The sequence below is a fragment of the Methylobacterium sp. CM6257 genome (assembly GCF_054611515.1).
The window spans coordinates 5,732,908-5,752,535 of record NZ_CM137735.1 but is presented as its reverse complement, the minus strand read 5'-3'; the positions used below and the strand labels follow the sequence as shown (position 1 = coordinate 5,752,535).

General features: G+C 70.5%; 23 protein-coding genes. 10 read left to right on the top strand and 13 right to left on the bottom strand.

Annotated elements, in window-relative coordinates; genetic code table 11:
* Genes ACYCO6_RS28025 through ACYCO6_RS28015 form a run of 3 tightly spaced genes read left to right on the top strand, consistent with a single transcriptional unit; the run spans position 1 to position 2,005 of the window.
* Positions 1-1,332 (top strand): NAD(P)/FAD-dependent oxidoreductase, encoded by a 1,332-nt coding sequence (locus ACYCO6_RS28025; RefSeq protein ID WP_459765433.1) that lies wholly within the window; start codon positions 1-3, stop codon positions 1,330-1,332.
* Positions 1,333-1,385: 53 nt separating this feature from the next.
* Positions 1,386-1,697 carry an EthD family reductase gene (locus ACYCO6_RS28020; protein WP_459765431.1) on the top strand — a complete coding sequence of 104 codons (312 nt, stop codon included), beginning with the start codon at positions 1,386-1,388 and terminating at the stop codon, positions 1,695-1,697.
* Complete coding sequence (locus ACYCO6_RS28015) at positions 1,694-2,005, top strand: hypothetical protein (protein WP_459765429.1); 312 nt, start codon at positions 1,694-1,696, stop codon at positions 2,003-2,005. The genes ACYCO6_RS28020 and ACYCO6_RS28015 overlap by 4 nt, the downstream gene beginning before the upstream one ends.
* A 225-nt stretch (positions 2,006-2,230) precedes the next feature.
* Here the strand turns inward: ACYCO6_RS28015 and ACYCO6_RS28010 are convergent, their stop codons facing one another.
* From ACYCO6_RS28010 to ACYCO6_RS27985, 6 genes are all read right to left on the bottom strand, one after another.
* Complete coding sequence (locus tag ACYCO6_RS28010) at positions 2,231-5,554, bottom strand: PAS domain-containing protein (protein WP_459765427.1); 3,324 nt, start codon at positions 5,552-5,554, stop codon at positions 2,231-2,233.
* Positions 5,555-5,633: 79 nt separating this feature from the next.
* Positions 5,634-6,893, bottom strand: a complete 1,260-nt coding sequence (locus ACYCO6_RS28005; RefSeq protein WP_459765425.1) for an O-antigen ligase family protein — start codon at positions 6,891-6,893, stop codon at positions 5,634-5,636.
* A 129-nt stretch (positions 6,894-7,022) separates the two neighbouring features.
* On the bottom strand, positions 7,023-7,874 hold the full coding sequence (locus tag ACYCO6_RS28000) for a glycosyltransferase family 2 protein (RefSeq protein ID WP_459765423.1): 852 nt from the start codon (positions 7,872-7,874) through the stop codon (positions 7,023-7,025).
* Complete coding sequence (locus ACYCO6_RS27995; protein ID WP_459765421.1) at positions 7,871-8,464, bottom strand: class I SAM-dependent methyltransferase; 594 nt, start codon at positions 8,462-8,464, stop codon at positions 7,871-7,873. The genes ACYCO6_RS28000 and ACYCO6_RS27995 overlap by 4 nt, the downstream gene beginning before the upstream one ends.
* Positions 8,461-9,198 (bottom strand): PIG-L deacetylase family protein, encoded by a 738-nt coding sequence (locus ACYCO6_RS27990; RefSeq protein WP_459765419.1) that lies wholly within the window; start codon positions 9,196-9,198, stop codon positions 8,461-8,463. The genes ACYCO6_RS27995 and ACYCO6_RS27990 overlap by 4 nt, the downstream gene beginning before the upstream one ends.
* A 172-nt stretch (positions 9,199-9,370) precedes the next feature.
* A complete protein-coding gene (locus ACYCO6_RS27985) occupies positions 9,371-9,694 on the bottom strand; it encodes a helix-turn-helix domain-containing protein (protein WP_459765417.1) in 324 nt (107 codons plus the stop codon).
* 225 nt (positions 9,695-9,919) lie between these two features.
* Here ACYCO6_RS27985 and ACYCO6_RS27980 point away from each other — a divergent pair, with 225 nt between their 5' ends.
* Both ACYCO6_RS27980 and ACYCO6_RS27975 read left to right on the top strand, forming a co-directional pair.
* Positions 9,920-10,435, top strand: coding sequence for an META domain-containing protein (locus tag ACYCO6_RS27980; protein ID WP_459765415.1), 516 nt, complete (start codon positions 9,920-9,922; stop codon positions 10,433-10,435).
* Positions 10,436-10,643: 208 nt separating this feature from the next.
* Positions 10,644-10,808: a hypothetical protein gene (locus ACYCO6_RS27975; protein WP_459765413.1), complete on the top strand. Its 165-nt coding sequence runs from the start codon at positions 10,644-10,646 to the stop codon at positions 10,806-10,808.
* 33 nt (positions 10,809-10,841) lie between these two features.
* On the opposite strand, the gene ACYCO6_RS27970 is transcribed toward ACYCO6_RS27975, so the two are convergent.
* Complete coding sequence (locus tag ACYCO6_RS27970) at positions 10,842-11,021, bottom strand: hypothetical protein (protein ID WP_459765411.1); 180 nt, start codon at positions 11,019-11,021, stop codon at positions 10,842-10,844.
* Between the two features lie 180 nt (positions 11,022-11,201).
* Entirely contained in the window at positions 11,202-11,480 is a 279-nt protein-coding gene (locus tag ACYCO6_RS27965) for a hypothetical protein (RefSeq protein WP_459765409.1), read from the bottom strand.
* Between the two features lie 266 nt (positions 11,481-11,746).
* Here ACYCO6_RS27965 and ACYCO6_RS27960 point away from each other — a divergent pair, with 266 nt between their 5' ends.
* Complete coding sequence (locus ACYCO6_RS27960; RefSeq protein WP_459765407.1) at positions 11,747-12,280, top strand: gamma carbonic anhydrase family protein; 534 nt, start codon at positions 11,747-11,749, stop codon at positions 12,278-12,280.
* A gap of 41 nt (positions 12,281-12,321) precedes the next feature.
* Here the strand turns inward: ACYCO6_RS27960 and ppa are convergent, their stop codons facing one another.
* Both ppa and ACYCO6_RS27950 read right to left on the bottom strand, forming a co-directional pair.
* On the bottom strand, positions 12,322-12,855 hold the full coding sequence (ppa, locus tag ACYCO6_RS27955; RefSeq protein ID WP_459765405.1) for an inorganic diphosphatase: 534 nt from the start codon (positions 12,853-12,855) through the stop codon (positions 12,322-12,324).
* A gap of 111 nt (positions 12,856-12,966) precedes the next feature.
* Complete coding sequence (locus ACYCO6_RS27950) at positions 12,967-13,473, bottom strand: N-acetyltransferase family protein (protein ID WP_459765403.1); 507 nt, start codon at positions 13,471-13,473, stop codon at positions 12,967-12,969.
* A gap of 195 nt (positions 13,474-13,668) precedes the next feature.
* Between ACYCO6_RS27950 and ACYCO6_RS27945 the strand changes: the two genes are divergently transcribed.
* Positions 13,669-14,394 (top strand): tyrosine-protein phosphatase, encoded by a 726-nt coding sequence (locus ACYCO6_RS27945; RefSeq protein ID WP_459765401.1) that lies wholly within the window; start codon positions 13,669-13,671, stop codon positions 14,392-14,394.
* A 6-nt stretch (positions 14,395-14,400) separates the two neighbouring features.
* Here the strand turns inward: ACYCO6_RS27945 and ACYCO6_RS27940 are convergent, their stop codons facing one another.
* Positions 14,401-15,258 (bottom strand): prephenate dehydratase, encoded by an 858-nt coding sequence (locus ACYCO6_RS27940; protein ID WP_459765399.1) that lies wholly within the window; start codon positions 15,256-15,258, stop codon positions 14,401-14,403.
* Between the two features lie 24 nt (positions 15,259-15,282).
* Complete coding sequence (locus ACYCO6_RS27935; protein WP_459765397.1) at positions 15,283-16,026, bottom strand: 3-deoxy-manno-octulosonate cytidylyltransferase; 744 nt, start codon at positions 16,024-16,026, stop codon at positions 15,283-15,285.
* Positions 16,027-16,351: 325 nt separating this feature from the next.
* Here ACYCO6_RS27935 and ACYCO6_RS27930 point away from each other — a divergent pair, with 325 nt between their 5' ends.
* The 3 genes from ACYCO6_RS27930 (at position 16,352) to ACYCO6_RS27920 (ending at position 19,008) form a co-directional block, all read left to right on the top strand.
* On the top strand, positions 16,352-17,311 hold the full coding sequence (locus ACYCO6_RS27930) for a c-type cytochrome (protein WP_459765395.1): 960 nt from the start codon (positions 16,352-16,354) through the stop codon (positions 17,309-17,311).
* 151 nt (positions 17,312-17,462) lie between these two features.
* On the top strand, positions 17,463-18,644 hold the full coding sequence (locus ACYCO6_RS27925; protein WP_459765392.1) for a multidrug effflux MFS transporter: 1,182 nt from the start codon (positions 17,463-17,465) through the stop codon (positions 18,642-18,644).
* Between the two features lie 94 nt (positions 18,645-18,738).
* On the top strand, positions 18,739-19,008 hold the full coding sequence (locus ACYCO6_RS27920; protein ID WP_459765390.1) for a hypothetical protein: 270 nt from the start codon (positions 18,739-18,741) through the stop codon (positions 19,006-19,008).
* Between the two features lie 48 nt (positions 19,009-19,056).
* Here ACYCO6_RS27920 and ACYCO6_RS27915 read toward each other — a convergent pair whose 3' ends face one another.
* Entirely contained in the window at positions 19,057-19,581 is a 525-nt protein-coding gene (locus tag ACYCO6_RS27915; RefSeq protein ID WP_459765388.1) for a GNAT family N-acetyltransferase, read from the bottom strand.
* Between the last annotated feature and the right edge of the window lie 47 nt (positions 19,582-19,628).

The following is a 19,628-nucleotide window of genomic DNA, read 5'->3' as shown; positions in this document are numbered from 1 at the left end:
ATGGCATCCGTCGAGAACGAGTCCGGCCTGCATCGCATCGTCGTGGTCGGCGGGGGGGCCGCCGGACTGCAGTTGGTGACGAAGCTCGGCGACAAGCTCGGGCGCGGCAAGCGCGCGCATGTGACGCTGGTGGACCGCGCCCGCACGCACATCTGGAAGCCGCTGCTCCACGAGGTCGCGGCCGGCAGCCTCGACGTGGGCCATCACGCCGTCGATTACCTGCACCACGCCCATATGCACGGCTTCCGCTATCGGATCGGGCGCATGACCGGTCTCGACCGGCAGGCGCACACGATCCAACTCGCCGCGAGCCACGATGCCGAGGGGCGCGAGGTTACGCCGGAGCGCTCGGTTCCCTACGACACGCTGGTGATGGCGGTGGGATCCACCACCAACGATTTCGGGACTCCCGGGGTGGCCGAGTACGCGATCGCCCTCGACACCCAGGATCAGGCGGTGCGCTTCCACCAGCGCCTCGTGAACGCGTCCTTGCGGGCGCACACGCAGGCCGGGCCGGTCCGCCCCGGCCAGCTGCACGTCACCGTGATCGGCGCAGGCGCCACCGGGACCGAGCTCGCCGCCGAGCTGCACCGGACCCTGCGCCACGTGGTCTCCACGGGCCTCGATAAGATCGACCCGGGCAAGGACATCCGCATCACCCTCGTCGAGGCCGCCGACCGGATCCTCCCGGCGGTGCCACAGCGCCTCTCGGCGGAGGTGATGCAGCTCCTCAACAAGATCGGCGTCGACGTGCGGGTGAAGGCGCGGGTGACCGAGGTGCGGGCCGACGGCGTGCAGCTCGCCGACGGCACCTTCATCCCATCCGAACTGGTGGTCTGGGCGGCGGGCGTGAAGGCGCCGCCGTTCCTGCAGGGCATCGGCGGGCTGGAGACCACGCGGACCAACCAGCTCGTGGTCACCCCGACGCTGCAGACGACCCGCGATCCCGACATCTTCGCGATCGGCGACTGCGCCTATCTGGTCGAGGCCGGCTCCGACACGCCGGTGCCGCCCCGCGCACAGGCGGCGCATCAGCAGGCGAGCCATCTCATCGGCCAGATCCAGGCCAAGATCGACGGCAAGCCGCTGAAGCCGTTCAAGTACAAGGATTTCGGCTCGCTGGTGTCGCTCGGCGAGTACTCGACCGTGGGCAGCCTGATGGGCTTCGTCCGCGGCAAGAACATGCTCATCGCCGGGCTGTTCGCCCGGATGATGTACCGCTCGCTCTACAAGATGCACGAGCGGGCACTCCACGGGACCGCCAAGACGGCACTCGACACCGTGGCGCGCGCGCTCACCCGCCGCACCGAGCCGCGGGTGAAGCTGCACTGAGACCATCCCGAAACCCGGATGCTCCGGGTGCCGCAACAGGGAGAAGGACCGACATGATCCTGGTGAGCGTGATGTATCCGGCCGGGCCGAGCTTCGACATGGGCTATTATCTCGGCCACCACATGCCGCTGGTGCGCGAGCGCTGGTCGTCGCTCGGCCTCCACGAGGCGAAGGTGGTCAAGGGCGCCGGCACGCCGGACGGCGGCACCGCCCCGTTCCAGGTGATGGCCCTGCTCACCTTCGAGTCGGTCGACGCGTTCAAGAAGGCCGTGGCGGCCCACGGCGAGGAGATCTTCGCCGACATCCCGAACTTCACCCAGGCCCAGGCCCAGGTACAGATCAACGACTTCGCGGAAAGCCCGTGATCGACGTCATCAAGGCGGTGCAGGAGGCCGACCCCGGCCTCGGCACCTACGTCATCGTGCTGCGCGGCGATGCCCGCGCCCTCGATGGCCCGGAGCGCTTCACCCCCGACGCGCAAGCCTGGATCGCCGCCAATGCCCCGGGCGGCCGTCTGGCCCGCGTGCGGATCCAGCTGGCTCCCTATCCCGGAGCCGAACCGGCCGACCGCGACGTGACCGTGGCAGCCTTCGCGGATGCGCGGGAACTCGCGGCCTTCGCCACGACCTGGACGGGCGATCCCCTGCCGGAGGATTCCGAAGAGCCTGTCTGACCTGGCTTTCCCGACCCTCGGCATCGTCCTGAGGTGCGGCGCAGCCGCCTCGAAGGAGCCCTCGAGCATCCCGGTGATTTCTGGAGGCCTCCTTCGCGGCCTGCGCTTCGCGTCGGCGCCTCAGGATGAGGGGGTGATCGGGAGAGCTGTCGGTCGGGATCGGCGCTCGCTCGGGAGCCCGATCGCACAACGCTCCCGAACGCGCGTTTCGAGAGGGTTACGCGCTCAGGCCGCGCGCAACTGGCGGATGGTGCGCAGGGCGGTCGCCCGCTGCACCTCCAGGCGCCGGATCAGCGGCATCAGGTCGGCGCCCGCATGGGCGGCAGCCTCCACCTCGCGGCACAGGCGCGACAGGCCGACGAAGCCCAAGAGGCCCGCCGCCGCCACCAGGGCATGCGCGTCGTGAGCGATCTGGAGCCGGTCGGTCTCGCTCGGCCGGAACCGCTCCGACAGCTCGTTGGCCAGGAGGTCCAGCAGCGCGCCCACGCGGTCCGCGCCGAAGCTCGCCTCCATCTCGGTGAGCACAGCAGCATCGAGGACAGCGGAATCGACCTGCGGGACGCGGCGCGGCTCCTCCGCGCGCGGCGGGCGGCGGGCGCCCGGTGCCGTCCAGCGGCTGATCGTGGCGAAGAGGTCGGCCCGGCGGAACGGCTTGCCGACGTAGTCATCCATCCCGGCCTCGCGCAGTTCCTCGATCTGCGCGGGCAGGACGTTGGCGGTCATGGCCACGATCGGGACATCGCAGGCCGGCGGCGCCAGCGCGCGGATCCGGCGAGTCGCGGTGAGCCCATCGACACGGGGCATCTGCACATCCATGAGGACGAGGTCGTAGGCGCGTCCGGCCGCGACGGCCGATCCGACGGCCGTGATCGCCTCGGCCCCGTCCCCCGCCACATCCACCGCGTAGCCCTGCGATTCGAGCACGGCACAGGCGAGTTCCTGATTGAGCGGAACGTCCTCCACGAGGAGGAGCCGCAGCGGCGGCGCGGCGGCCGGCGTCTCGGATACACCGGCCGGGACTGCCGGCGGTCGCAGCTGCGCCGTGGCTCCCCCGTCGGCACCCTGCGCGCTTCGCGGCAGGACCAAGCGGAACCAGAAGGTCGACCCTGCGCCTTCGCGACTCTCCACGCCGATCTCGCCGCCCATGAGCGTCACGAGGTGCCGGGAGATCGCGAGGCCGAGCCCGGTCCCGCCGAAGCGTCGGCTGATCGAGCCGTCCACCTGGCTGAAGCGCTTGAACAGCCGATCCTGCTGCGCCGGCGCTATGCCGATACCCGTGTCGGTCACCGCGAAGCGGATCACGTCGCCGGATCGGCCATCGGCGGCGATACTCTCGCCCTCCCGCTGCACGGTCACGGTCACCGACCCCTCGGGCGTGAACTTCACGGCGTTGTTCAGCAGGTTGAGAAGCACCTGCCGCAGGCGCCCCGGATCGCCGACCACAAAGTTCGGCAGCGTCGGATCGATCTGCGCCTCGATAGCGAGGCCGCTGCGCAGCGCGCTGCCGCGCACGATCGAGACGGTCGCGTCCACGGTCGAGACGAGGGGGAAGGTCACGGGATCGAGGATCAGCTCGCCGGCCTCGATCTTCGAGAAGTCGAGGATGTCGTTGACGACGGTGAGGAGTGCCGCGCCGGAACTCTGGATCAGCTCCAAGCGGCGCCGGTCCTCGTTCTGGATGGTGCTCTCGTCGAGAAGCAGCTCGGCATAGCCGAGGATGCCGTTGAGTGGCGTGCGGATCTCGTGGCTCATGGCGGCGAGGAACTCGCTCTTGGCCTCGCTCGCCCGCTCCGCCTCGGCGCGGGCTGCCTCCGCGTCCCGGGTGGCCGCCCGCAGGGCCGCCTCGGCCGTCTTGCGCTCGGTGATGTCGAGGTGCAGGCCGACCATGCGCTGCGGCTGGCCATCGGGCCCGCGGAGGGTGCGCCCCCGCGCGTAGAGCCAGCGCTCACCCACCCGGAACTCGGCCGCGTAGGCAGTGGATGTCTCGACCGCGCGCCGGACCTCGTTCCAGACATCCCCGACATCCTCGGGATGAAGCAGCGCCGTCCAGTCGGCGGCCGCGAGCACATGAGAGCCGCCGATATCCGGCAGCCCGTGCATGCGCGCGCTCTCGGGGCTCAGACTGGCGAGCCCGGTGCGCATATCCCAGTCCCAAGTCCCGGCCTCGGCGGCGTCCAGGGCGATCCCCAGCAGACCGCGGGCCTCCTCGACGGCAAGCCGTGCCGTGACGATGTCGTCCACGTCGAGGGCGGTGCCGAGCCACTCCGCCACGGCGCCGTCCGCCGGATCGAGGCGGATCGGGATCAGCGAGATCTTGTGCCAGCGGTAGACGCCGTCATGCCGCCGGATCCGCCACTGGCCGCTATAGCCCGTGCCGGTCGCGATCGCACGGTTCCAGGCCGCCTCCATGGCCGCGGCATCCTCCGGGTGGTTGCGGGCCAGGCGCTCGGTCCGTTCGAGCCCGATCGGCCCGTAATAGGTCTGGAACTGCGCGTTGGCGTAGGTGGCCTGCCCGTCGCCGACCCGCATGGTCCAGACCAGAAGCGGCAGCGCCTCGGCCAGGCCGCGGTAGCGCAGCTCGCTGCGGCGGACCTCATCCTCGGCGCGGCGCCGCTCGGTCACGTCGATCAGCACGCCGAAGAGTCCGGCGGCCGCGCCGTCGCCGCGGTACATGCCGCGGACGACTACGTCGCGGACAGCCCCGTCGGGCCGCAGCAGCCGCGCCTCGAAGTCGAAGCGCGTCCCGCGGGCGATCGCGTCGGCGACGATCGCTTCGAGCCGCTGCCGATCGTCGGGATGGTAGATCTGCGCGAAATCGGAGAGCGGGGGCGGGGGCGTCGCCGGATCGCGGCCGGCGATCGCATAGAGACTGGTCGACCAGACCGGCTGGCCCTCGGCGAGGTCCACGCGCCAGTGGCCGACGCTGGCGAGCTGCTCGGCCATGGTGAGCTGGTGGTTCGCCGCCTCCTGGGCGCGCGCCCGGGCGTTGATCTCGCGGTGCTGCTCGCGGATCAGGGCCTCGCGGATTGCCGCCTGCTCGATCTCGCGACCGCGGCGCGCATTGGCCTCCGTGAGCCGCAGATGGGCCACGACGATCTCGGCGAGGTCGCGGAAGGCAGCCGCCTCCGTCTCGGAGAGCCCGTCCCGGGGTTCCGGATCGATGAGGCAGAAGGTGCCGATCCGCAGGCCCGGCCGCAGGCTCAGGGGCAAACCGGCGTAAAAACGGAAGCCGCCTTCGGCGGCGACCCCGGCCAGATCGCGGAAGCGCGGATCGGCCCGCGCATCCGGCACGACCAGCAGATCGTCGTTGCGGATCGTGTGATGGCAGATGCTCTGCTCGCGCGGGATCGCTCCCGGCACGTCGACGCAGGGCGTCTTGGGCCACAGCTCCGCCTCGTCGATGAGGGCCACGAGAGCGCTGCGCACGCCGAACAAGCGGCGCGCGGTGCGGCAGACGGCGTCGAAATGCGGCTCCGGCGGCGTCCCGAGGATTCCGAGGGCGTATAGGGCCGCGAGCCGATCCCCATCGTCGTCCGGCTGTATCGTCACGTACCGTCTCCGGATGCGGATGGGCCGTTCGGGGATCGTCTCCGCCGCGGACCAGCGATGGCGCGGCCGCGGCCACGTTTCAAGCGAGTCGGCCCTGCGACCTGGCCACGCGTAGTCGTGCAGCTTCCAGCGCCCAGACCATGCCGAGCATCATGTAGACGTGGCGCCACTTCTCGATGTCGATCTGGAAGGCCTGCAGGAAGAACATCAGCAGCGCCGGCCAGACGATCTGCGCATGCGTCCGGAATGGCGACGGCCGCGCCAGCAGCCGGAATCCGACGACGCTCGTGGTCAGCACCAGGCCGATGAACACCGCGCCTCCCAGCCAGCCGCCATTGGCGAAGGAGCCGATGTAGGAGTTGTGCGGCTCCAGCCCGAAGACCAGCCGCCAGTGCATGGGACCCATCCCGAACGGACGCTCCAGCAGCATGGCAATGCCCCGGATCTGGTTGCCGAAACGGCCGGTTTCGCCCTGGTCGTAATCCTGGGTCAGGGCGGCACGGGTCTCGAACATCTTGTGCACGTGCTCGACCGACAGCAGGCCGATCACCGCGATCGTACCGAGCACGACCGTCGCGAGGGTCAGGAGGACGATGCGGCGGCGCAGGCGGACGGAGCGGCTGCCCGCGTAGACCGAACCGACCATGAGGAGCACGGCCACGACGCTTCCGCCCCAGGACCCGCGCGAGAACGACAGGAAGATGCCGGCCATGATGATCAGCAGGCCGGCGAGCGACGCCAGCGGCCGCCGCGCGGTGCCGGTGAGCAGGCCGTGCATCAGGTAGAGGGCGCCGAGCGTCAGGAACGAGCCGAACACGTTCGGGTCCTGGAAGGTCCCCGAGGCGCGGTCGTACTTGTAGAACAGGTCCTCGATCCCGAGCCATTGCAGGTAGCCGACGATGCCGAGTGCGGCCGAGAAGACGCAGCTCGCCGTATAGGCCTTGAGCGCCAGCTCCATCCGGGCGTGGGTGTCGTCCGCGAAGAACATCGCGAAGAAGAGGCAGGTGACCGCGAGGTAGATCAGCTGGACCGTCCAGGTGACCGGGAAGTCTTCGTTCAGGTACGGAAGCAGCGCCGTGACGATCGCCGCGAGATAGAGCAGCAGGAGCGCCAGCAGCGGCAGGGCACCCCGGTACAGGCGCACGCCGAGGCAGAGCCACAGCAGGATCGTCGGGATCGCCACCGCGTCGTAGGGCGAGGTTTCCGAGAAGGCGAAGCAGGCGAAGAAGATGAAGGCCGCGAACAGCGCCTTGGCCAGTCCCTCGACGGCTGCGAGGAGCGGAATTCCGGCCGCGAGTCCGGACGAGACCGGGCTTGCGGGCGCTGCGGTGTTGGCCATGGATACGCGGGCTCCGCGGGCCGGTTACGCAGGCCCGCCATTGCCGTCATGACAGTCAATCGTTGAAAATCGGCTTCGCCTTCGAGCTCGACGGGCCGCGTCTCCAAAACGTCCAGCCCGACCGCTCGTTCAGAACGGTCGCGCGTCCGGCAGTCGCGCGGCCGCGATCTCGGCGGGTGTCGGGTCGCGACGGACCACGATTCCTCCCGACCTGTCCGCCTCGATCAGCCCGAGCCGGGCGAACCCGTCGAGCCAGCCATCCATCGGCCAGAAGCCGTGACGGGCGTGGAAGCGGGCGGCATTGACGACGATATCGCGGAAATGCTGCAGCGGCGGATCGTAGCCCGGATGATGCTGGTGATAGGCCCGCGGGCCGCCGAGGAACAGGATCGGCACGCCGGCCCTGTCCGCCCGGAAGGCGAGGTCCGTATCCTCCGCCCCATAGCCCGAGAACGTTTCGTCGAAGCCGCCGAGCCGGTCGTAGGTGGCGGCGCGCACCGCGAAGGCCAGCGACCAGAAGAGGCCGGGCTGCGGCGCCGGCGCCACCGCGCCCGCGGAGGGAAAGGACCGGACCGGGTGCGGCCAGCCGAGCCGCTCCAGGTCGGCCTCGCGCCAGTCATCCGTGACGGCGCCGGCCGGCAGGTAGCCGATCTCGCAGCAGATCAGGCCATCACGCTCGGCCGCCGCCCGAGACAGGCCGGCGACGAGGCCCGCGGAGGGGATGCAATCGACATCGAGGAAGATCAGCGTGTCGGCCCGGGCCGCCCCGCGACCGGCATTGCGCGCTGCCGCCAGCGGCAGGCCGGCATGCGGGAACGGCACCCGCTCGACCGGGAAGGGCAGGGGCGGGAAGGGCGCGTCGTCGCCGCCGATCTCCACGACGATACAGATGTCGGGCGGCGCGCCGCGGCCGAGGCCTTCGAGCAGGCGGGTGAGATGCGCGCGCCGGCCCTTGTTGAGGGTGATGACCGCCGTGCTCACGCCCCGGCTCCGGCGCGCAGGACGTCGATCCGGTAGTCGGGCGTCCGGGACTGGTGCAGGACCTCGGCGAACGGCGCGGCCAGTTGGATGAAGGCCGCGGCGGCGGCGTCGCCCGATTGCGGGAAGTCGGTCTCGCCGAGCCAGTGCACCAGTACCATGTCGCCGCCCGGCTCGATCGTCTCGCCGACGCGGCGCACCAAGTCCGCCAAATCCGGGGACGCCAGGAAATACAGGAACTCGGACAGCACGATCAGGTCGAACCGGCCTTCGGGCCAGTCGGCCGGCACGGCACCCTGCCGGATCTCGACGTTCAGCCGGTCGGCGCAGCGGGCCCGGGCGGCCTCCGCGGCCGCCGGGACCAGATCGGTCGCGAGCAGCCGGTCGCAGCGCTCGGACAGGGCACGCGTGAACACCCCGATCGAGCAGGCCGGCTCGAAGGCGGACCGGTAGCGCGGGCGCGGCAAGCACCCGAGCGTCGCCGCGTACTTGTCGCGCTCGTAGGGTGAGGTGGCGAAGCGCCATGGGTCCGGGTCGCCGTTATAGATGCCGACGAAGTAGTCGCCCGGCACGGTTTCCGTGCGCCGGGTCATGCGGCAACCGCGACGAAGCGCTCGTAGGGTCCGCAGAGCCGGTCGATCATCGCGGGCTCGAGCCGGAATCCCTGGGGATCGTCCGAGATCAGGTCGGTGGTCTGTGATTCGTGGGCTGCCACCGCGCGGGCCTTGGTCTCCCGGTAGGCGGCGACGTCGAGGCGCGCGCCCGCCGGTGCGGCTCCGACCTCGGTCTCGGGCGGCAGCGTCCAGCCCCAGACCGGGTACTCGTAGACCCGCACGCCCGGCATCTGCGGCCGTGCCAGGCCGACGATGGCGGCGGCGGCCTTGTGGTCACAATGGGGATCGTGCCGCCACGTCACGAAGACCGCGCTGGCGCCGCGGGCGACCACCGCCTGCGCGACCGCGCCGGCGGCTGCTTCGGCCGCCTGCCCTTCGCTCGGCACGTGGGCATCGGGCAAGCGCAGGAAGGTGACATCGGCCGCCGAGAGGCCGAGAACCGCCACCGCCCGCACGGTCTCGGCCTCACGCAGAGCGCGCAGCTTCTCGGGCGGATAAAGGCGGGAATGGGTGTGCGAACCGCAGCCGTCGCTCACCACGACGAGGTGCACGTGCCGTCCGGCTGCCCGCGCCGCGGCGATCAGGCCGCCGCAGCCCAGACTCTCGTCGTCGGGATGGGGGGCGACGACCACGAGGCCGCCGGGCCCCACCAAGTCGTCGAGGCTCGCCAGGGGAAGCGCGTCCGCGGCCGCCAGGAAAGCGTCGGCGCGCATCAGCGAGCCGCCTTCTGCACCGCGACGAGAGCGGAACGGGCGCCGTTCCGGAACAGGTTGTTGAGGGAGTCGGTCACGGATCGCTCCAGGGACGGCGAGCAGGTTGACCGGCCCGCTATCCGCCTCGGCGGCTGAACGCGCCATGAGCGGCGCGTTCGGGTTCCCGAAGCCGCTACCGGTCGTTCTCGGTGGTGAGCGCGTCGGGGCGGGTCCCCTCGTCGGGACCTGACCGGGCCGCGAGATGGACGCCCGGACTCGGCTCTTCGGAGAACACGATCCCGGCCGCGCAGAGCGCGCTCCGCAGGGCCTCGATCTGCCCGCTCGGCGCGTCGCCGTACCCGCCCTCGAAGTCGCGCACGAGCCGCTCGTCGAGGCGGACCTTGGCGGCGAGGTCCGCCTCGGACCATCCGAGCAGCCCGCGGGCCGCCCGCGACTGCGCGGGGCTCATCACGCGTGGGCTCGTCCCGCTCTGCGCGCCCTCGTCCGATCCTGCCAAAGCCACCCCTCCTGATCCGCGATGATCAACAACGACGTCCGCCGCCGATCGTTTCCGAGCGGACGCAGACGAAGCACGACCATAATTGTGCTGAAATCCTGTCGCATCCGCCACAACGCATGGATTCGGAACAGCCGCCATGCGAGGCACGGGACGTGCCGCAGGTGCGGCACTTCCGAGCTGGGGATGACCTGAGCGCAGAGCGCGCGAGATGGGGACTGAACGATGAGAGGGGTGCTGATCGCGACCTTGGCCTGTGCCGTGCTGGCTCTGGACCTATCCGCGGCGACACAGGCGCAGGCCCAGATGGGCGGTTCCCCGACGGGCTTCGGCCGCGGCAATCGCCGCCCCGGCGGCGAGGACGAGAAGAAGCCGCAATATGTGCCGCAGGCGAAGGCCAGCGAGAAGATGTTCCCGCTCGATTCGACCTGGACGGCCGTGAGCCTCAACGGCAAGCCGTTCACCGGCGGCGACCGTCCGAGCTTCATCATCGACAAGCAGTACCGCGCCCGCGGCTACGGCGGTTGTAACACCTTCGCGGCCACCGCCTTCCCGCTCAAGGAGCAGCACATCGCGGTCGGCCCGCTCGCGCTGACCAAGAAGAGCTGCGACAAGGGTCTGGCGGCATCCGAGCAGGCCTTCTTCATCGCCCTGCGCACGTCGGCGGTGTGGGACATCGTCGGCTCGCAGCTGGTCCTGAAGAGCCCCAACGGCGAGCTGAAGTTCGACCGCGCCCTTTAGGGCATCGTTCTAGGGCATCGTCCCGAAGCCCGATCCCGTCCTTCGGGCGAAGGCGATGCATGACGAGGACGTCGCGCATCGCCCTGGTGCCGATACGCGGAACGAGGCGGTCAAGGATCGGTTTACCACGCCACGCGAAGGCGGCCGCCGATTCAGACGGTCTTGAGTGTCACCGAGCCTAACTCCTCGACGAGCGAGGAGGCGACGGATGCCAGTCGGGATCGGTATCGGACGCGAGGAGAACCTGCGCCCCGGCGTGACGCGGACCCTGCGTTTCACCGGGCCGGCGGGCTTTCATCCCGGCGCGCTGTGGCTCGCCACAGCCGTTCCGGTGCTGGCGACGCTTCTTCTGATTGCCCGGCTCGCTGCCTGACCGCGGGCGCGCTCTCGGCAGAGCCCTACCCGCTCAGCGCAAGCCCGATGCCTCTCGGTCGGTCTCGGATTCGCGTGGCGTGCCAGTCTCGGCCGTGCTCTGGCCGTGTGACGATACGGGTGGAAACAGTGTCGCCAGGGCCGCCGCGACCCCGTACAGGACCGGATCGGCGTCCGGACCTGTCTGGGGGGGCACCAGATCACTTTTCAGCATGGTTTGCTCGCGGTTCGCGCACGCCTTCGCGAGCATTTTTCCGCGTCCCTGACTCTAAAAATCGACTGTTCGAGAACATTTAATGCGCCCTCCTGCGTTTTGTTGCCGCGGGAGCCGGGAATCTTTCTGGTGGAAAATTGATCGTGCGCTGGTGGCGCCGCGTCGGAGCGTTCTGAAATCTCAGCCCCGCCGCCGAAGGACGGTGACCGGCCGTGCATCGGAGCGTCGGCAGGCCGCCGGAACGACGCTCATGATTGCGGCGCTCGGGCAGAGCGCCCGGCATTTCTGTGCCGCTTCGATCTGGTCACCGCCACAGGCCTCGGCGTAGCAGAAGGTTCCGAGATCCTCGCAGGTCGCATTGAAGCCGCTGGCGGGCCGAACCTCGCGCAGGTCCGCTGCCGAGACCGGCTGCGCCAGCAGCAGCCCCAGGAAACCGATCGGTGCCGAGCGCCGCATCATCCGCCTCGATCCGGCTGCCACCTGCCGCCCGCGCGGGCTTCAGGTGAGAAGGCCAACACATCATACGCCTCGGCGACCGGTGTGCGGCGGTCTTCCTCCACCGCAGCGCCCGGCCCGATTGCGAGCCGTGCTTAACATTGGCAGGCCGGCGGATCCTGTGCCATTCCGGCGACAGGCGATGATCCTCGGACCCGATCCCGTCCGTTGCGGGACCCGGAGCCGCCGGACGCCCAGTCCCCGCGCTTCAGCTCCTACGAAAGCCAGCCATGCCGCTCTACGCCCTCGACGATCACGTGCCGGCTCTCGCCGATCCCGACCGGGTCTGGATCGCGCCCGACGCGCAGGTGATCGGCCGCGTCCATCTCGGCCTCGATGTCGGGATCTGGTTCGGCGCGGCCCTGCGCGGCGACAACGAGCCGATCCGCATCGGCGACCGCTCCAACGTTCAGGAGGGGGTGATCATGCATGTCGACCCCGGCTTCCCGTTGAACATCGGGGAAGACGTGACGGTGGGCCACGGGGCGATCGTCCACGGCTGCACGATCGGCGACGGCAGCCTCATCGGCATGGGCGCGACGGTGCTCAACGGGGCCGTGATCGGCCGCGGCTGCCTCGTCGGCGCCAACGCGCTGGTCACCGAAGGCAAGACCTTCCCGGATCACAGTCTCATCGTCGGGGCGCCGGCCAAGGCCGTGCGCACCCTCGACGAGGCCGCCACCGAAGGGTTGCGGCAGGCCGCCCAACGCTACGTGGAGAATGCCCGGCGCTACCGGGCCGGGCTGCGCCGCATCGACGGTTGAGCGCGAGCGGCCGCTCCCCGCGGAGGAGCGGCCGGCTCCGGTTACTTCTTGGCCTTGCCGCGCTCGATCGCCTCTTCGATCAGCCGGTGGGCCTCCTCCTTGTCGCCCCAGCGGACGAACTTGACCCACTTGCCGGGTTCCAGATCCTTGTAGTGCTCGAAGAAGTGCTGGATCTGGTGGATCGTGATCTCGGGCAGGTCAGTGTAGTTCTCGACCCGATCGTAGCGCTTGGTCAGGTGGCGGGAGGGGACCGCGATGATCTTCTCGTCCTCGCCGCCCTCGTCCTGCATCACCATCACGCCCACGGGCCGCGCGCTGATGATCGCGCCCGGCACCACGGCGCGGGTGTTAGCCACCAGCACGTCGCAGGGGTCGCCGTCGCCCGACAGGGTGTGGGGGATGAAGCCGTAATTTCCCGGGTAGAACATCGGCGTGTAGAGGAAACGGTCGACGACCAGCGCCCCGGATTCCTTGTCCATCTCGTACTTGATCGGCTCGCCGCCGAGCGGCACCTCGACGATCACGTTGACGTCGTGCGGCGGCTTCTTGCCGAGCGGGATGGCGTCGATCTTCATGGCGTGTCGCTTCCGGAACGCGGGCTGCTCCGCTTCCCCGCCGTCTTAGAGACTAGGCCCGGCGATGCAAATCTGAATTGGGCGCGAGCCGGCAACGCGGGCTGGAAAACGTCAGCCGAACAGGTAGCCAACCTTGGGCAGCGCGATCCCCGCCACCCGGTCCATCACCCGCGGGCCGGCCCGGCCGCCGAGCCCCTCGTAGAAGGCGCCGGCGCGGACATTCTCCTCCAGGCTCCAGACCCCGAGTTGAGTTAAGCCGTGGTCCGTGAGGTCGTTGCGTACCGCCCGGAACAGGCGACGGCCCAGGCCGAGACCCTGATATTCCGGCAGGAGGTAGAGCTCGTCGATCTCGGCCTCCGTGCCGAGCGCGCGGCTGCGCGTGCGCCCGTAGGCCGCGTAGCCGACCACGAGATCGCCCGTCTCCACCACGGCGATCGGCCGTCCGCGGCGCAGGGCGCCGCGCCACCAGGCGCGGTCCCGACCGGCGATCAGCCGCTCCAGGGCGACGCCCGGGATGATGCCGCGATAGGCCTCGCGCCACGACGCATCGAACACCTTCGACAAGCCGCCGAGATCGGCCTCGCGGGCCCGGCGGATGCTCGTGGTGCGCGTGCTCATGGGCTTCCGGCCTCCCGTGGTCCGACCGGCGGATAACCCGCGCGGTCCGCCCAGGTTCGATGCCGATCCGGGCGGAGTGAAGGCAAGATCGGCGCCGGTTTCCGGGAGCGCCGGCGGAGGGCGGGACGCCGGCGCGAATTGCGGCCGTTCCGGGTGGCTGGTAGAGCCCGGGTTCGTTCCCTCGGCAGCAAGCCCGTGTTCAACCGCCTTCTCAAGCCCGAGACGCGCTACGCGCGGCGCATGGCCCGGATCGCCCGCTTCGAGCGGCCGATCGCGGGGCCCGGCGACCGGCTGAGGGCCTGGGCGAACATGCTGCTGATGGATCACGGCGTGTTCCGCCTCGCCTATCTCAACCGTCACCGGGTGGGTTCGGGCGAGCTCTGGCGCTCGGCCCAGCCCGGCCCGCATCAGCTCGCCCGGTTCCGCGCCGAGGGGGTGCGGACGATCATCTCCCTGCGCGGCGGCCGCGAGCACGGGTCCTGGCCGCTGCAGCGCGAGGCCTGCGAGCGCCACGGCCTCATCCTGCGGGAATTCGTGCTGCGCTCCCGGGAGGCTCCCGACCGGGACACTATCCTGGGCGCAAAGGCCTTCTTCGCAAGCGTCGAATACCCGGCCGTGATGCACTGCAAGTCGGGCGCCGACCGGGCCGGCCTCGCCTCGGCCCTCTACCTGATCCTGCACGAGGGCCGTCCGGTGGCCGAGGCCGCCCGGCAGCTCTCGGCCCGCTACGGCCATCTCCGCTTCGCCAAGACCGGCATCCTCGACGCCTTCTTCGCCCGCTACCGCCTGGAAGGGGAAGCCAAGGGCATCGATTTCCTGACCTGGGTCGAGACCGTCTACGATCCGGAGGCGCTCAAGCGCGACTTCCGGCCGGGCTTCTGGTCGGATCTGGCCGTGGACCGGGTGTTGCGGCGGGAGTAGCGGGCGCTACTCCGCCGCCGGCCGCGCCGCCTCGCGGAACGGGTGGGCCGGGTAGGTGCCGATCACCCGCAATTCGCGGGAGAAGAAGCTCAGCTCGTCCAGCGCCCGGCTTAGGCCGGGATCCTCAGGATGGCCGTCGACCTCGGCGTAGAACTGCGTGGCGGTGAACTCGCCGTCCATCATGTAGCTCTCGAGCTTCGACATGTTGACGCCGTTCGTCGCGAAGCCGCCGAGCGCCTTGTAGAGCGCGGCCGGGATGTTGCGGACGCGGAAGACGAAGCTCGTCACGCAGGGCTCGGTCCCGGGCGCGACCGGCTCGGGCTCGGGGGAGAACACCACGAAGCGGGTGGTGTTGTGCGCCTCGTCCTCGACGTCGCGCTCCAGGATGTCGAGGCCGTAGACCTCGGCGGCGAGGGCGGGCGCCAGCGCGGCCCGGCTCGGGTCGCCGATCTCGGCGATCTCGCGCGCCGCGCCGGCTGTGTCACCCGCCACAACGGCCTTCAGCCCGAGGCGACGAATGATCCGGCGGCACTGGCCCAGGGCGTGGACATGGCTGTGGACACTCCGCAGCGCCTCGACCTTCGTGCCCGGCAGCACCATCAGCTGGAAGTGGATCGGCAGGAAGTGCTCGGCCACGATGTGCAGCGGCGAGAGCGGGATCAGGTGGTGGATGTCGGCGACGCGGCCCGCGATCGAGTTCTCGATCGGGATCATCGCCCGCTGGGCCCGGCCCTCGGTCACGGCCGCGAAGGCGTCCTCGAAGGTGTTGCAGGGCAGCGGCGTCCAGTCCGGATACGCCTCCGCGCAGATGATGTGTGAGTTGGCCCCGGGCTCACCCTGATAGGCGATGGTGCGGTCTGTCATCTCGGCCAGGATTCGTTCGCTGATTCAGTTCAGCCGGCGGCTCTGGAGCAGGGCGCGGGCGCGCTCCAGATCGGCGGGGGTGTCGACGCCCAGCGGCAGGTCGTCGACGATGGCGGCGTCGATGCGCATCCCGGCTTCCAGCGCCCGCAGCTGCTCGAGCTTCTCCCGGACCTCCAGCTCGCCCGGGGGCAGGGCGACGAAGCGGCTCAGCGCCGGGCGGCGGTAGGCGTAGAGGCCGATATGGTGCCAGAGCGGCCCGTCGCCCCAGGGGGCGCGGGCGCGGGTGAAGTAGAGCGCGCGCAGACGCCCGGGGCCGACCGTGTGACCCACCAGCTTGACCACGTTCGGGTTGTCGGCCTCGTGCGGGTCGGTGATCGGCGCGCACAGGGTGACGATATCCACCGTCCGGTCGGCGAGCGGCGCGACGGAAGCCCCGATGATCGCCGGGTCGATGGTCGGGAGGTCGCCCTGCACGTTGACGACCACGTCATGGCGCCCCTCCGGATCGACGATCTCCAGCGCCTCGGCGAGCCGGTCGGAGCCGGACGGGTGGTCGGCCCGGGTCATCACCGCGAGGCCGCCCGCCGCCTCCACGGTCCGGGCGATCTCCGCCGTATCGGTGGCCACCACCACGGGTCCGATGCCGGCCTCCACGGCCCGGCGCCAGACATGGACGATCATGGCCTCGCCGGCGATGTCGGCGAGCGGCTTGTTCGGCAGGCGCGTCGCGGCGAGGCGGGCCGGAATCAGGACCAGGGGATCGGACATGGGGAATCGGACCTGGGAGCGCACATCCGGGACAGCGGGCCCGCAGGCCGCCTCCGCATGTGGGGCGGCTGCTTAACAGGCTGGCTCCCGGTTGTCGTCCCCCGCGGCCGCCGGGCGCCGGGCCGGAGAAAAGATGCCGTTCGGTGACAGCTTGGCCGATTCGGTTGAACAATCCTGCGCCGGAGCGCCGCGGACCGCTCTGGCGGCATTGTCAGGAACCGCCTGGAACCGCTAAGGCAACCGCGAAATCTTCCAATGTCCGGTGTCCGAGCCTGCTCGCCCGAACCAGGCGCGCGATCGGTCCGGGCCGAGTCGCGAGAAGAGCATGAACTCGTTCGAGGTGAACAAAGTCCTGGGCGCCGTGCTCGGGGCCCTGCTGTTCGCGGCCGGATCGGGGTTCGTGGCCGAATTGATCTACCATCCAAGGCCGGCCGGCAAAGCCGGCTACGATCTGCCCGAGCCGCAGCCGGAGGCTGCCGCGGCGGCCCCGGAGGCCAAGGTCGAGCCGATCGCGGTGCGGCTGGCCAGCGCCAATGTCGAGAAGGGCGAGGCCGGCACCAAGGCCTGCCATGCCTGCCATAATTTCGAGAAGGGCGGCCCCAACAAGGTCGGCCCGGATCTCTACGGCGTCGTGGAGCGGCCGAAGGGCTCGCATCCCGGCTTCGATTACTCGGCGGCCCTGAAGGAGAAGGGCGGCGCCTGGACCTACGCGGATCTCGACGCGTTCCTCGCCAATCCAAAGGCTTACGTGAAGGGCACCAAGATGGCGTTCGCCGGCATCGCTTCGCCGCAGGAGCGCGCCAACGTCATCGCCTACCTGCGTTCCAACGCGGATGATCCCAAGCCGCTGCCAGCCGTCGAGAAGAGCGATGCAGCCCCGGCGGCCGCTCCGGCGGCGGCGAAGCCCGAGGACAAGCCCGCCGGCGACAAGCCGTCCGCCGCGAAGCCCGCCGCGTCCAAGCCGTCCGACGGCAAGGACAGCCCGGCCAAGCCGGCCGATACCAGCACCGCCAAGCCGGTCGAGGAGAAGTCTCCCGGCAGCCCGCGTACGACCGGCGAGTCGAGCGATCGCAACGCGCCGTCGCCGCCGGCCAGCGCCCATGACAGCGACCAGCAGGGCGCTCCGTCGAGCCTGATCCCCCCGGAGCCGACCGCGCCTTCGTCGCCGGTCGCCAAGGAGCCGCCAGCCCAGGCCAATCCCGAGGCGGTCGATCGGGCGAAGGATCTCGAAGTCGGCGGCCCGACCAAGGACATGAACGCGCCCCTGCCGACCCCGAAGGAGTAGGGGCCGGCCGGGCTCCGAGGGCATTGAACCGGGAGGGCTGAGGTCGTGCGCGTCAGGCGCGTTCTGGCGGCATGGCTCCGGGCCCGGCCTTTGCCTTAAAGCGGCCGCGCCCCGAAATCTGTCCGGGCCGCAGAACCGCGAAGGATCTCCCTTGCCAGAGCGAAGTCCCGATGCGGGGGAGCGCCGGGCTCCCCTGCCGCTGCTCGTCGCTGTGACCATGACCGGGACGGTGGCGCTGCACATCTTCGTGCCGGCGCTCGCTGCCGCCGCCGCCGACCTCGGCACCAACGCGTCCGGCGCACAACTCACGATCACCGTCTACCTGATCGGGCTAGCGGGCGGTCAGCTCCTCTACGGACCGCTCTCGGACCGGTATGGACGGCGGCCGATCCTGATTGGCGGGCTGGGTCTCTATCTCGCCGGGCTTCTGGTCGCGATCCCCGCGCCGAATATCGGCGTGCTCCTCGTCGCGCGCGTCCTGCAATCGCTCGGGGCCTGCGGCTCGCTGGTGATCGGCCGCGCCATGGTGCGCGACGTCTCGACCCGTGAGGACGCGGCCCGGAAGCTCGCGATCCTGACCACCGCGATGACGCTTACCCCGGCGCTGGCTCCCGCCATTGGTGGGGTGGTGAACGAGGCCTTCGGCTGGCGGGTCGTGTTCGTGGTGCTGGCCATCCTCGTGGCCGTGCTGGGCGCGCTGGTTGTGTTCACCCTGCCCGAGACCAACCGGCACAAGGTGGCCCTGCCGGGCTTCGCGGCGGTGCTCTCGGGCTACCTGCGGCTCGCGCGGATCCCGGTCTTTCGCGCCTACTTGGTGGCGGGAGCCTGCGGCGGCACGAGCCTCTACGCCTTCCTGGCGGTGGCGCCGTTCCTTCTCGTGGACCGGCTCGGGCGCTCCTCGCAGGAGGTCGGGTTCGACTGCCTGATCGTGGTATTCGGGATGGTCGGCGGCGCGGTGCTGGCGAGCCGGCTCGCCGCGCGGGTGCCGATCCGCAGGGCGGCGCGGAGCGGCAATCTCCTCTGCATCGTTTCGGCGCTGACGCTGCTGGTGGTGGACCGCACCGGGATGCTCGGCGTCGTGAGCCTGATCGTTCCGCTCATCGCCTACGCCGTGGGCGTCGGGCTGCTCAGCCCCAACGCGGTGGCCGGGCTGATGAATGTCGATCCGCACGCGGCCGGCTCCGCCTCCAGCCTCTACGGCTTCACGCAGATGACCTTCGGGGCGCTGTTCACGGCCGCGGCCTCCGCCTGGCCGGCGACCTCGGCGACACCGGTGGCGCTGGCCCTGTTGTCGGCCGGACTGATCGCGGCGCTGGCGCTCCGGCGGGCGTGAACGCGGCGGGCCGGGGCCGGACGGCTGAGCCGCAAGCTCGGAACGGTCTCGGCGGGTCGGGCATTGAGAGGCCCTAACTCACAGGAGACATGCCATGCAGCGCTTGCCGATCATCGTCCTCGCTACGTTGGCCCTCGGCGGAAGCGCCTTCGCGGCCGAGCAGGGTGCATCGTCCCGGACACCGGGTCACGAGATGCAGGAGCACGGGAGTAAGGCGGGCAGCCCCGGCGCATCCGGTTACGCGCCTGGCCATGAGATGAAGTCCGGCACCTCGGAGTCGACCGGCTCGACGTCGCGGATGGGCGGCTCGGGAACCGGGACCTCGGGCACTTCCGGGACCAGCGGTTCCGGCACGCACCGCTAGCGGCAGAACGGCCGCCCCGCCCGATCGCGTGATCGGGCGGGGGGTCATTCATGCAGGGAGGCCCGGGCCCCCAGCGCGCACGGCCTCGACGAGGCCGGAGACGCGTTCGCGAAAGCCCGCTTCCAGCTCCAGCCACAACAGGCGCGCCGGATCGACCGGGCCCGGCAGCACCAAGCGTCCCGGCGGGACCGGCGTGAACCCAAAGCGCGCGTAGTAGGGCGCATCGCCCACCAGGATCACCAGACCCTCGCCGGCCTGACGGGCCGCCTCGATCGCCGCGCGGGTCAGGGTGCTGCCGATCCCGCGGCCCTCGAAGCTCGGATCCACCGCCAGCGGACCGAGCATCACAAAGGGCGTCGTTCCGGTCCGCACCGGACCCATCCGCACCGAGCCGACCAGGAAGCTGCCCACCGAGGCAGTGACGCCGAGATCCATTCGCTCGACCGCGCCCTCGCGGAGGCGGTAGGCGGTTCGGGCGAAGCGGCCGGGGCCGAAGGCCCGGGCCTGGAGACGGTCGATGGCGGGGGCGTCCTCCGGCCGCTCAGGCCGGATGACGAGGGACAATTCGGTCACGGGGTGCTCGCGGGTCGGATTGCCGCCGCGCGTAGCAGCGTCGGCCC